Genomic DNA, 12,194 nt, shown 5'->3' with positions numbered 1-12,194 from the left:
GGGCGCTACGCGGACGGGTTTGCCGGAGGCAGCGGGTCAGCGACGAACGTCCCCAGCCCGACTTCCCCGCGCGTCCAACCCTCCTCGCGCACGTGCTTCATAGCCTTCGATGCAGTCGCGTTCACGACATCGAACTCTTGTGCGATTTCTAGCGTGGAGGGCACGCGGCTCCCGGGCGGATAGGTGCCGCCCTGAATCCGCTGGATGATCTCCGCTGCGATCTGTCGCCACAGCGGGCGCGTGCGATCAAGCTCCATAGGTTCAGCGTGGGCACCCACGGTCTTCCGTGCATCCGTAGATAACCGTGGATAGCTGCGAGTACTGTGAAGAGTGGCAGACACAGAAACGCCCCCAGGGCGGCCGGGCAAGGGCCGAATCCCGGGGGCTGACCGAAGAATGGAGCTTCGGCTATGGCAGACCTTACCGCCGCGCTCATTGCGTGGTTCCTGCCCGCTCATGGTCGTCGTCGGGCGGAAGCCCCCCGGCCAGCGCAACGGGTGCGTACCTCGCTGCCTGCCTACCGCTCACCGCGCCCGGCAGAGGTGATCGACGCTGACGACCTGCCGCTCGTGCCCCGCTATCTCGTCGCCTTCGAGCTGCGCCGAGAGCAGCAAGCACAGCGGGAACGGCGCACGGCGGCCGTGCTGGCAACCATGGGCATCGACTACACGCCGGAGGCTGCGGCATGAGCGCGACTGTGAAGGCTTGCGGACAGCGCCGCCCCGGACGCGAGCACGGCGGCACCGGACGCGGCTGCGTCCTGCCAGCAGACCACGAAGGGCACCACTTGAACGGCTTCAACGACGCGTGGTCCGGCGACCTGCCGATCGTGGACGCGGAGCCTGCGCGCGGCATCGCGGGCCTGCGACTGCTCCCGTGGACCGGGCCGGACGGGAAGCCCGCCTACACCCCGGACGACAATCCCGAGGGCATGATCGCGCGACTCGCCGACCGCATGGAACGTGAACAACTCACCGCAGCGTCAGACCTGCTTGAGTTTGCCCGTCAGACGCTCTCCGTTACTGAGCCGCTGACCCCGGACCAATCTCGTTTCGTCGTGGCCCGTCTTTGCGACGTCCTGTCGAACCCGCTACGGGTCGCCGAGTCACGCGGCATGCGTCTGACGACCGGAGGCGCCGATGCGTAGGCGCGAAGCTCCACTGATGACTATGCGCGTATCGCGCGACGGCGGGCAGACGTGGGGGCGCTGGCTGCGCTTCCACAGCAGCGACAACCTCAAGCCCCTCCAATCCTCCGTGTGGCCACCGTGCGAGTGCCGCCGATGCATGCCGGGACTGCACCGCATGTAGCGAGCCGGCCGAGCAGAGAGGGGCCCTGTAGCGACCTGCCGATTCCCTGGTCGCTACGGGGCCCTGGTGCCCGGTTCGTCTCGTGGCCTCAGAGCTCCCAAGCACAGAATGAGTGCGATGCCTGCTGCACGACTCCACGCACGGGTACTGCGCATCGTGATGTCCACGCGGGGCGACCGACTGTCGCAGGCCAGCCGATCGCCCACCTGCGCCAAGCCGTGCGGCGGCCTCCTCCTGGTCGCCTCCCTGACTCTCTCGTGAGCCGCTCCCCCTCTTCGACCGGGGCCGCCACAGAACCCGCTGTCCAAGGACCTCACTCCGTCAGACGTCGGCAGTCTGCCGCTCCAGACCCACCAGCTCGCGCAGCTTGTCGCGCGTCTCCGGGTCAGTCGCATACACCACCGTGCCGACCATGCCTCGAGTGAGCAGGACCTTGTAGGTGTTCCTGATCAGCCGGTCCACGTTGGCGTCGGGCGTGGACTTCTTGAAGACCGGGTCCTTGGACTTCGTACGGTCGGTAACCCAGCGGTCTGTGCGCCAGACAAGGTCGGGACCGATGATGACGCCGGACCAGTCGTACTCGAAACCCTGCGCGGTGTAGACACAGCCGATCTGGCCGAAGCCGGCCGGATCGGTTGCCCATAGGGCCGACTGCGGAGCTCCGGAAATCGCGCGTTCTCCGCGCAGGTTCCAGGGGCGAGCCCAGTCGCCGATCACCACGTCCGGCGGGAGCGGGTCGCCGGGCTTGGGCTCCGGTGACCACGGCCAGCAGTAGCCAGCCGACATCCGGGCGCCGTAACCCTGAGCGCGACGCTCCTCAAGGAACGCCTCCATCTCCTGCGGGCTCTCGGCGACCAGAAGCTGCATGCGGTCGTCGGGATCCCACGTCACCGAACCGCCGGGCTCCAGACCGAGCAGCCGTACGACCCACCGCAGATAGGCATCGCTGCCGCCGCAGCGGAACTGGCTGTCGAGCGGCACGACGCGGCAGATTAGCCCCTTTCGTTCGGCAGCCGTCTTGATCTCTGCCACGGTGCCCATCTCACCGGGACGCACCACCTGGTGTTCGTCGAGGAGGAAGACGGGCACCCGGGCGACGTCGATGAGCTCGTCGATCTGCGGCTTGCCCGTCCGGTGGGCAGACGAGGTGTAACGGTTCGCGGAGGTCTCGCGGATGCGGTGGGCCTCGTCACAGACCACGACGTCGAGAGTGTTCTTCTCGGCCGTCATGAAGCTGTTGAAGTACTTGAAGAGGTCCTGGACCTCCCGCTTCCGGGCGCCGGCGACCTTGCGCATGGTCTTGGTGAAGGACTGCGAACCGGTGGCGTGCAGAGCCGGCACGCCCTCCCGGTACAGCTCGCCAAGCAGGGAGAGCGCGATGACGCTCTTGCCGGTCCCCGGGCCGCCGGTGACGACCACGACCTCCTTGTGGTCGGACCGCTTCGCCTTACGCACCGCGTTGAGCACCATGCGATAGGCGACCTGCTGCTCGTCGAGGAGGATGAACTGCTCTCGCTCCCGCACCTCCTGCGCCGCCACGGCCATCAGCTGCTTGGAGGGGACCGTCTTGCCCGCAAGGAGCTCGTCGGCCGCACGGGCCCCCGAGTGCTTGTCGCTCAGCCTGGCACGGAGGTGGTCGAGGAACTCGCCTCTGGACTCGGCGGTGAACAGTTGACCGCGGTCGTCGAGCTCGATTTCGCGCAGGCCGCTGACCCCGAACTCGGTCGCGTTGTGGAGGTAGGCCACGCCGCCGACCCGCTTGGGGTGCTCGGCGACGGCTCCGTTGAAGTTGACCAGGTAGTCACAGTAGCGGCGCACCTGCTCGATGGGGTTGAGCACAGGGTGGGCGTAGGCGTCCACCAGGCAGAGGGCCGGGTCGTCCTCGTAAGGGGCCGCCTGGCTCCACTGCTTCAGCTCGACGATGACGTAAGACGGCTCTCCGGTGGACGGGTGCACCCCGGCGAGCACGGCGTCGGCCCGCTTGCTGTTCAGCGGCAGCGCGTACTCCAGCATGACCTCCACACCGCCGAGCCCCGCATCGTTGAGTGCCCCCACCAGCACAGGGATGCTGCGCTCCCAGGAGCGGGCCTCGGAGGTCCCCGGGCGATAGCCGTGCATGTGGACGAACTGTTCGGTCAGGCGGTGGTAGAGCGACCCGTCGTGGGCCATGACGGCGACCGTCCTGGCCGACTCGCGGAGCAGCAAGGAATTCCCCCAGGCAGCACGAAGTGACTCGTGCGGGTGGGGGCATGTCCTTCGAGACTCCACCGGAGCGGAGCGGAAGCCCGTCGGGCCGCAATGATGTGATCAAGGGTACTCATGAGGCTGGCGGCGGTGAAGGTTCTTGTTTGCCGGCGGTCTTTCGGTATCGCTCGGTGTCCTCGCCCTGATCACGTCTGACGCCCGGAGCCTCACGCACCCGGGTCCGTCTTGAGATCCGTTCGGTCCGGGTAGCCCGCGGTCCGTTCAGTCAACCGCGACGCTGTACTCCGGCCGTCCCAGGTGCTGCAGCACGGCTGGTGGGCCCGCCAGCCGTCGGGGAACTTCGGCGGGACTGGGCTCGGTCCTCTTTGACGGACACCTGAGATCAGGGGTTTGCGCCCCGGAAGGAAGATGTCTGTCATGGAGAGCATGGGGAAGAAGAAGCCGCGTCCTCGCCGCTCGCTCACGCCGGAGTTCAAGGCCGAGATCGTCGAGCTGTGCCGTCGCGGTGACCGCTCGGTCGGTCAGGTCGCCAAGGACTTCGACCTGACCGAGACCGCGGTGCGGGACTGGGTCAAGCAGGCCGAGGTCGATACCGGCGAGCGGGACGGCCTGACCAGCGACGAACGAGAAGAGCTGGCCCGCCTGCGGCGGGAGAACCGCCGCCTGCGCGAGGACGTGGAGATCCTCAAGCGTGCCACGGCTTTCTTCGCGAAGGAGACCCGGTGACGGTGGACCCGTTCATCGAGGCGGAGAAGCAGGGCGGCCACAGCGTCAAGCGCGCCTGTGAGCTGCTGCAGGTCTCCCGTGCCGCCTTCTACGCCCGCCGCACCGACGCTCCGGGGCCCCGCGCGGTCTGCGACGCCGAGCTGACCGAGAAGATCACCGAGGTCCACGCAGTCTCACGCGGCAGCTACGGCGCCCCGCGCATCCACGCCGCCCTCCAGCGCGAGGGCGAGCGGTGCGGCCGGCGTCGCGTTGCCCGCCTCATGCGCCAACGCGGCCTTCAGGGGCAACACCGCCGACGACGCCAGCGCACCACCATCCCCGACCCGCGCGCGGCCATGCGGCCCGACCTCGTCCTGCGCGACTTCCAGCCCAACCCCGCCAAACTCGATGTGCGCTGGTGCGGCGACGTCACCTACATCCCGACCGAAGAGGGCTGGCTCTACCTGGCCACCGTGATCGACATCGCCTCCCGGCGCGTGGTGGGCTGGGCCACCGCCGACCACCTGCGCACCGAACTGGTCGCCGAGGCCCTGCGAGCAGCCTGCCGCAGCCGCCGACCCGGGGGCCCGGTGATCTTTCACTCGGCCCGCGGAAGCCAGTACACCAGCCGCGATTTCGCCACTCTCGCGAGCGAGTTGGGCATCAACCTGTCGGTCGGCCGCACCGGCCAGTGCTGGGACAACGCCCTCGCCGAGTCGTTCTTCGCAACCATCAAGCGCGAGTTGATCGACGACCGGTCCTGGCCCAGCCGGGCGGCAGCCCACTCCGCAATCTTCGAGTGGATCGAGGGCTGGTACAACATACGTAGACTCCACAGCAGCCTCGGCTACCGCACTCCCGCCGAGTTCGAGGCCGCCCTCGCAGCTTGACCAAGACACCGAACGTGTCCGTCAAAGCGGAGCAAGCTCACAGACAGCTACCAACGCAGTTGGCCGAGTCGACTGCGGGTCGACCTCCGATACGACGGAGTGCGTCATCAGGCGCCGGCGTGGACGTGTGCGGCCCACACCGACGGCAGGTTCGGATACTTCGTCCTGAGCTGCCTGACCGTGCGATGGACCGCCGCCGACGCGCACAACGCACCGGATCGATCCGCGATCAACTCGCCGTAGATCTGCTGACTGAAGGCTGGTGCCACGGCGTCGTCGACGCGCCAGAGTGTGCCGACCACCTGGGAAAACCCGGCTATCTGAAAAGCCGCCAACGGGTGGATCGCCTCGTCGGACAGGCGCGCGGTGGTGCGGGCCGTGTCGCAGGCCGACAGGAATGCGAACTCCGCGTTCCGCAGGCGCAGCCCGGAAATGTCCAGCACCCGAAACGGCGTGCGATCGTGGTCGTGCAGCGCGAGGTGGCTGTCCGAAGGGTTGTCCGGGTCGCTGTACCCGTGGCAGGCGAAGTGCGCCCAGCTACTGGCCGGCAATGCGTCGAGAACGGCGTCACGAGTCGCGTCCGCGCCGACCAGGAGCGTGGCGCCGGGTATGAGAGCGGCCAGGTGGTCGGCTTCGGCCTGTGTACCGGGCAGGTCCGGGGCGTCCGGAGTGACCGGCATCGCGACCACCAGCAGCCGCGGCTCGTTCCGGTCGTCGCGGCGGCCCGCGCGGGCGTGCCCCAGGGCGCGGATCGTCGGCGTCGTCGAGGAGATGACGCGGTCGAGGAGCACAGGTCCGCCGTCGCGGTGGTGACCCGCGGCGTGCAGCGGGAGCAGGCTGAGCGATCCGACCGGGGCCCACCAGATCCTTGGCCACGGACCATCCGCCGCCGGTTCCGCCGTCAGCCCCAGTTCGCCCAGCACAGGGCCCACGACGGTGTCCCACAGCCACTCGAGCGTGTCATGGATCGCCTGCTCGGCGATCAGCCGCCCTTCCGTGAACGCGGTGTGCAGAGCGCGTACTCGGTGACTCACGGTCTCTTCGCTCAGACCGTCCAGCGCGCGTGACCGGACCCCGTCCGCAGTGATGATCAGCGCGTCACACCGGTGCCGGCTGACGTTGATGTACACGATCGGGCCCTCGTGCGCCTGCGCGGTGAGGTCGGTGAGCAGCGGCGGCCGTAGGAACCGCTCCATCCCGGGCAGCGCACGGATCCGGTCGGTCATCGCGTCGAGCTCGTCGGCGAGCGCCACGCGGTCGCTCGTGGTGTCGGTTTCGAACTCCGCGGTGAGCGTCCGGAAGCGCTCGGCCAGCTCGGGTGCCTGCTCGCGCAGACCGGAAAGATCGCTGCGGCTGTCGAGTGCCTGGGCAGCGAGCACGCAGCGCCCGGATTCAAGCAGGGTCACCGCGCTCACCTCGTCGCCGACGGCCAGCGCGCACGCAGCCGCGTCGGCGGCAACCCCGGCGAACCGGCCGAGCCAGTACTGGGCGTCCTCGCGGCCCAGGCGGCGCCCGGCAAGCCGGGGCAGCAGCCGGACCGCGGCGGCGTACCCCTCGGCGGCCACGTCGAACTGGCCCGCCTCGGCTGCCAGACCGCCCCATCGGTCCGCTGCTTCCGCCCGACTCGCCGTCGGCGATCCGGCAGACTCCGCGGCCTCCCGATAGCAGCCGAGTGCCTCGGCCAGCGCGTCGCCGTCGCCGAGGTGCCGGAAGCCGAGCGCCAGGACGTCGGCGACGCGGGTCAGTGAACTCGCCCGCCAATAGGCGTCCTGCTCGGGCCTGCGCGCCGCACTCCGGGCCAGGCCGACCGCCTCGGCGAGGACCTGCGGATCCGGCGGCTCCCGTCGCGCGACGGCGGGTGCGACGGGGTTCGTGCACCAGTCGCCGAGCGCAGCGGCCAAGCTCGAGGTGTACCGGGGCCAGTGCGGGCTTGCCTCCGCAGTCGCGGCCACGGACGCGCGCCGCGCCGCGATGGCGTCCCGCAACGCGTTCCGGTCGCCGAACTTCTCGTACGCCATCTCCAGCACACCACCGAGATTGGCCAGCCGCACTGCCCGGTCCGGGTCGTCGTCCGCCGTCACATCCGTGGCCGCGCGGTGCGCGTCGATCGCCTCGTCGAGCACGCTCGCCTCGCCCGTCCTGACGAAGCAATCCGACAGCATGGCGCCGAGGTTGGACAGCCGCTGGGCCTGCCCGGGGACGAGGCTCGCTCCGAGGCGGACGGACTCCCGCGCGCGCTCGACCGCCTCTGACAGAACCTGCAGTTCGCCGGTCACCCGGAACCGGGTGTGCAGCACGCCGGCGAGGATCCCGAGTACATGCGGGTGGCGGTCCTGCCCTGCCGTGACCTCGGCGGCACGGCGAGCAACGTCGATCGCGTCTACGACGTGAGCCAGCTCTCCGGTTGCATGGAACAACGCGTGCAGGTTGACGGCGAGGTTGCCCATGAACTGGACCCGCCGCGGATTCCCCGCGGATGTGCACGCGACCGCCTCCCGCTCGATCATGACGGCCTCCGCGAGCGCGACGCGATCCCCGAACGCTTCACCGCGGGTGGCCAGCGCCGCAGCGAAGTGGTCCAGCCGCACGCCGCGGCGTGGATGCCCGGCGGGGGTTGCCGCCGCCACCGAGCGTCCCAGCTCGATCGCCCGCGCGAGCAGGGCCGAGTCCCGGGTCAGCTCGAACTCGGCGGCGTAGCGGCCGCACGCTTCGGCTTCGGTGTCGGCACGTTCCCAGTCGGCGGTCCGTTTCGGGCCCTCGCCGGTGAGCGCGGCCCAGTCACGTTCCGTGGTCGTCAGCTCGACGAGGTTCTGCGAGTGCCGCGGATCGGTGACCGGGGTGTGGGCCACCAGTGTCTGCCGGACCCGAAGCAGTTCGGACAGATCGTCCCGCGCTCCGCGCTCCCGGTAGCGGTCGTCGAGAAGGTACGCGAGGTTCTTCAACCGGTCGAGCACGTCGGACGACCCGGCCGGCGTGAGCTCCACCGCTCGCCGCGCGGCGTCGACAGCCTCCTCCACGACACCGGTCTCCCCGGTCTCATGGGACCAGTCGCGCAGGACCACGGCGAGGAAGTGCAGACTCCTCGCGGTCAGCACGTCATCGGGGGAGCACTCGACGGCGGCCCGCGCGTGCTCCACTGCTTCCGCCAGGGAGGCGAGGTCCTTCGTCACAGTGAACGCCGTCCGCAGCGCGACAATGAGGTTACCCAGGTAGAACGCCTTCTCCGTGGACGGTTCCTCGTCAACGGCCGTCCGGCTCCACTCCAGCGCGTCGGCCAGGGTTCCGCGGTCCTGGTTCTGCCCGAACGCGGTATGCAGCAGCATGCCGATGTTGTTGGCGTAGTTGGCCGAGTCCTCCGGGCTTTCGTAAGCCAGGAAGTAAGCCTCCATGACAGTGCGGACGGCTTCCTGCAGGAACTCGAAGTCGCCTGTCTGGTGGTAGCGGGTCTGCAGCAGGCCCCCGAGATTGGACAGCACCAAGCGGCGCTCGGCCACGTCCTCCGCGGCCAGCACGGCACGGCCGAGGCCGATCGCCTTCTCGACCGACGCGGGGTCCGCGCTGTGCCGGGCCACGTGGAACGCCTCCCAGAACCGCTCGGCCAGGCCGTTCACGGGCCCGCCTCCCACCCGTCAGTCCTCGTTGCCGTTCGAGGTGCCGGCCGGGCCCCCAGGCGCCTCGTCCGGCTCGGCGACCGTGCGTTTCGGGGTGTAGCCGCGGTCCACGGCCTCCTGCAGCAGTGCCACCTCTTCAGACGAGAGATCGGGTTCGGGCCGGGGCACGGGTTCGTTCGCCATTATCGCTCCTCCTCCGGCACGGTCGCCGGTTCTGCGGGTTCGACGAACTCCAGCACGTCGAAGTCTTCCGCCCGCAGCCGCAGGCCCGCCGTCCCGCGCACGCGCGCACCGAACGCCCCGTCGGCACCCATCACGCGCGCCGATTCGAGGTACAGCTCGGCCGGGTGGGGGTACGAGGAGGCGTACGACCGGTTCCCGTACCAGCCGCCCGCCCAGTTGCCGTCCTTGAGCCGCACGCGCACGAAGCATGGTTCGCGGTCGCGGAATGCGTGGTCCCAGGCGCTGGGCGTACGCAGGAACCGAGCCTTGCGCCGCTGCCGATCCACCAGGGAAACGATGACCGCCGCCATGGCCGGCACGACGAGGAACAGCACCACGGCGACGAAGCCGACCACTCGCGGCCGGTCCACGAAGCCGTCCCAGCCGCCGCCGGCGCCTCGAGCCAGGCGAACCAGCGCCGGCCCCGCCACCACTGCGTACAGGCCGTCCAGCGCGATCGACGCGACGATCGCCCGCAACACCCGCTCACCCAGATCACGCTCACCGGGCACCGGACCACGGCGGCGTTCCCGGACGAATTGATAGGTGACCCCGGGCAGCACCAGAAGGACGAGCAGAGCGAGTTGCACGACGGTCGCAGGCGCCTGCACTCACCACCCCCATGTCTCACGGACTCCGCTCGATCAGGCTACTGGCTTGCGACTCCGCGATCGGCGGAACACCCCTTTCCGCGGCTACTGCGAGGCAGCGGGCCGGCCTCGGCTACGGCGGTCCGCATCAGCCTGCTGATCTGCGGGACGGGGCACTGTCCTAGGGCCGCGCGGACGTAGCCGACGACGGCTGGGCCGATGGGGCTCGCCGTAGGGAGGACACGGGTCGTCATCGGATGTCCACCTGCTGATGGTCGGGACGGCCCGGAGGGCGCCATGAGTAGAACGGCAGGCTGCGGTCGCAGGGTTCTTGCTCGACCCAGCGTCACCCTGTCGTCCCCACGCGATCAGCGTGCCGCGTCTTGCTCCTTCGTTGCGTGATGGGTCCTGCCTCATGAGAGTTGATCCCCAGATCGGCGGCCACCTGCCGAATCGTCGCCTCGGGCCGCGACTGGTACAGCGCGACCGCGTCCGCCTTGAACTGCGGCGGATAGTTCTTCATGACCACGAGGTGTCCGTTCTCAGATCCTCAGCACCTCCGCCCTACCTTGCCCACGCCCGCTCGTACCACGGCGCCACCCGGGCGAAGCCCGTCGCGAAGTCCTCGCCCGGGGGCAGGCGCAGGTCCTGCCACAGGGGTTCAGCGTCGAAGAAGTGGTCGGTGAGGAGCATCGCGAGTGCCGGCGGCAGGCCGTCCGCTGCCCCCGGCGAGGGACGCACCTGCTCTGCGCAGGCCACGCCGCCCGGCCAGTCCAGGCCCGCGCAGACTGCGACGGCGCGCATGAGTGTCCCCGCGGCCACCGGTGTGGGGTGCGCGGCGTGGTAGACGGAGGCTGTCAGGTTCCTCCTGGGTGCCAACGCTGCGCCCACCAGCAGCCGGGCCAGGTCAGAGACGGCGATCAGGGACAGGCGGGAGGCCCAGGCGTCCGCCGTGGCGGGCACCGCGCGCATGATTCTCACCAGGCCGGGCGCCACCCACCTGTCCCCGGCGCCGTAGACCAGGTGGGGCCGGAGCACGATCCCGCCCGAGGCGAGGACCGCGTCCTCGGCGCACGCCCGGCTCGCCGAGGTCGGCGAGCCGGGGTTCCGCGGGAGGTCCTGCGGGCGGGCGCCCCGGAAGGTTCCGCGGCCGTACACGGAGGCCGTGCTCAGATAGACCACGCGGGTCACGCCGGCCCGGCACGCCTCACGCACCAGCGCCTCGGTCCCACGGGCGTTGACGGTCTCGTTGTCCTCGACGGAGTCCCCGATGTGGGAGGCACAGTGGATGAGGATGTCGACTCCATCACATGTGCCGCGCAGGCTGTCGGGATCGGCAAGGTCCGCCTGGACCGTGATGTGTCCGGTCGGCTCCGGAGGCGGCCGACGGCACATGAGCCTCAAGGCGACCCCGCGGGACGCCGCCTCCGTCACGGTGTGCGCCCCGATGAAGCCGGTGGCGCCGCTGATGACCACGACTGGCACGCCGGCCCGCCTCCTTCCGACGTCGACGGTTCAGGCGGTGTGGGCCTGCAGGGCCAGGTCTGCGGTGAAGACCCTCTCGCCGCCCTGCACACCGCACACCCGCACCAGGGTCTGGCCCTGGTCGCGTCGCTCCACCGAGGTCACCTCGATCCAGCACGGCGCGTCGAGTTCCACGTAGCGCAGGAACCGGCTGTCCAGGGTCAGCAGGAGCAGGTCGGGTGCGCCCGCCGCGGAGCGCGCCGCCTGGCGGGCGGCCTCCAGCAGCACCATCCCGGGGACGTGGTCCACCGGGTGGTCGAAGAAGGTGGGGTGTGCGGTGTCGACCCGCAACTCCCAGCGCAGGCGGCCCATCTCCTGCGGCTGGGCAAGGAGCACGTCCAGGTCGCACACGCGGCCCACCGAGGCCCGCGCGGCGGCCGGCGGAATGGGCCGGGTCGTCGTAGTCGGCCTCTCCCCCCGCAGCCGGCGGTGGACGACCGGTGTGAGGCACTGGAAGGCCGCGTGGGCCGTGCCCAGCTCCCTGCCCTCGCGCACCATGACGACGTCGTAGCGCATCCCGCTCAACTTCCCGCCTGGGCGCGTCTGAGGGCGGCAGACGGTGCGCAACTCGACCTCGGTGGGGGTGGCCTGTGCGGCCAGGAGGTCCGGCTCCGCGGCGAAGGCGATCTCACCCATCATGAAGTGGTGCCCGAACGGGACGCCGAACTCGGCGTGGGCGAGGAGGGCGCCGATCTGGCGGACGGACTCGACGATCATCATCGGGTCCTGCCGGCCCCGCACGCACGAGAACAGGGTGTGTGCGCGCGGCCACTGGGCTCTCACCGTGAAGCTCGGCGTCGCGGCGTCCCCCGCCGCCGGTCTCCAGCCGGTCAGGAGCACCTCCGAGACTGCACTGCGGTGGACGTACTCACGGGGGACGGTCGTGGTGAGCGTCCTGGTGTGGGCGAAGGCGGCGTAACGGGGGGCGGCGTGTCCGGACACGGCATGGCCGGGAGTGGTGTGACGTACGCCGTGCGGCGCGACGACGTCGACGAGGTTCGCGTGGGGTGGGTCGGTGAGAGCAGACACAAGGGACTCCTGTCAGTCGCGACGAAGGCAGGGGAAGTCGCTTGATCTCAGCCACCCCCCGTGGGCCGATCCCGGCTGGCGACAACATACAGACAAGCCTGTACGTAC

The 12,194-nt window shown here is 70.0% G+C and carries 12 protein-coding genes; 4 read left to right on the top strand and 8 right to left on the bottom strand.

The window, feature by feature from the left end; all coding sequences use genetic code 11:
- Positions 1-5 precede the first annotated feature (5 nt).
- Entirely contained in the window at positions 6-257 is a 252-nt protein-coding gene (locus B085_RS0107640; protein WP_018557980.1) for a GntR family transcriptional regulator, read from the bottom strand.
- A gap of 153 nt (positions 258-410) precedes the next feature.
- On the opposite strand from B085_RS0107640, the gene B085_RS49945 reads away from it, so the two are divergent.
- Both B085_RS49945 and B085_RS0107630 read left to right on the top strand, forming a co-directional pair.
- On the top strand, positions 411-689 hold the full coding sequence (locus B085_RS49945) for a hypothetical protein (RefSeq protein ID WP_199789169.1): 279 nt from the start codon (positions 411-413) through the stop codon (positions 687-689).
- Positions 686-1,147: a hypothetical protein gene (locus B085_RS0107630; RefSeq protein ID WP_158689680.1), complete on the top strand. Its 462-nt coding sequence runs from the start codon at positions 686-688 to the stop codon at positions 1,145-1,147. The genes B085_RS49945 and B085_RS0107630 overlap by 4 nt, the downstream gene beginning before the upstream one ends.
- A 484-nt stretch (positions 1,148-1,631) precedes the next feature.
- On the opposite strand, the gene B085_RS0107625 is transcribed toward B085_RS0107630, so the two are convergent.
- Complete coding sequence (locus tag B085_RS0107625) at positions 1,632-3,515, bottom strand: DUF2075 domain-containing protein (protein WP_018557977.1); 1,884 nt, start codon at positions 3,513-3,515, stop codon at positions 1,632-1,634.
- Between the two features lie 417 nt (positions 3,516-3,932).
- Here B085_RS0107625 and B085_RS0107620 point away from each other — a divergent pair, with 417 nt between their 5' ends.
- Both B085_RS0107620 and B085_RS0107615 read left to right on the top strand, forming a co-directional pair.
- A complete protein-coding gene (locus B085_RS0107620) occupies positions 3,933-4,241 on the top strand; it encodes a transposase (RefSeq protein ID WP_018557976.1) in 309 nt (102 codons plus the stop codon).
- The gene (locus B085_RS0107615; RefSeq protein WP_018557975.1) at positions 4,238-5,110 is read left to right on the top strand and encodes an IS3 family transposase; all 873 of its coding nucleotides are present in this window, start codon (positions 4,238-4,240) and stop codon (positions 5,108-5,110) included. Before B085_RS0107620 ends, B085_RS0107615 begins: the two co-directional genes overlap by 4 nt.
- A gap of 107 nt (positions 5,111-5,217) precedes the next feature.
- Here B085_RS0107615 and B085_RS0107610 read toward each other — a convergent pair whose 3' ends face one another.
- From B085_RS0107610 to B085_RS0107585, 6 genes are all read right to left on the bottom strand, one after another.
- Complete coding sequence (locus tag B085_RS0107610) at positions 5,218-8,604, bottom strand: CHAT domain-containing protein (protein ID WP_234018521.1); 3,387 nt, start codon at positions 8,602-8,604, stop codon at positions 5,218-5,220.
- A gap of 135 nt (positions 8,605-8,739) precedes the next feature.
- Positions 8,740-8,904 carry a hypothetical protein gene (locus B085_RS49185; protein WP_018557973.1) on the bottom strand — a complete coding sequence of 55 codons (165 nt, stop codon included), beginning with the start codon at positions 8,902-8,904 and terminating at the stop codon, positions 8,740-8,742.
- On the bottom strand, positions 8,904-9,533 hold the full coding sequence (locus tag B085_RS0107600) for a DUF6338 family protein (RefSeq protein WP_267881084.1): 630 nt from the start codon (positions 9,531-9,533) through the stop codon (positions 8,904-8,906). The genes B085_RS49185 and B085_RS0107600 overlap by 1 nt, the downstream gene beginning before the upstream one ends.
- A 346-nt stretch (positions 9,534-9,879) precedes the next feature.
- The gene (locus tag B085_RS46665; RefSeq protein ID WP_158689679.1) at positions 9,880-10,056 is read right to left on the bottom strand and encodes a hypothetical protein; all 177 of its coding nucleotides are present in this window, start codon (positions 10,054-10,056) and stop codon (positions 9,880-9,882) included.
- 41 nt (positions 10,057-10,097) lie between these two features.
- Entirely contained in the window at positions 10,098-11,018 is a 921-nt protein-coding gene (locus tag B085_RS0107590; RefSeq protein ID WP_026250777.1) for an NAD-dependent epimerase/dehydratase family protein, read from the bottom strand.
- 30 nt (positions 11,019-11,048) lie between these two features.
- Positions 11,049-12,086, bottom strand: a complete 1,038-nt coding sequence (locus B085_RS0107585) for a ScbA/BarX family gamma-butyrolactone biosynthesis protein (protein ID WP_018557969.1) — start codon at positions 12,084-12,086, stop codon at positions 11,049-11,051.
- Positions 12,087-12,194 lie beyond the last annotated feature (108 nt).

Source organism: Streptomyces sp. BoleA5 (assembly GCF_000373665.1).
GTDB lineage: Bacteria > Actinomycetota > Actinomycetes > Streptomycetales > Streptomycetaceae > Actinacidiphila.
The sequence above is the reverse complement of the archived record's forward strand: the minus strand, read 5'-3'. Positions and strand labels throughout refer to the sequence as shown.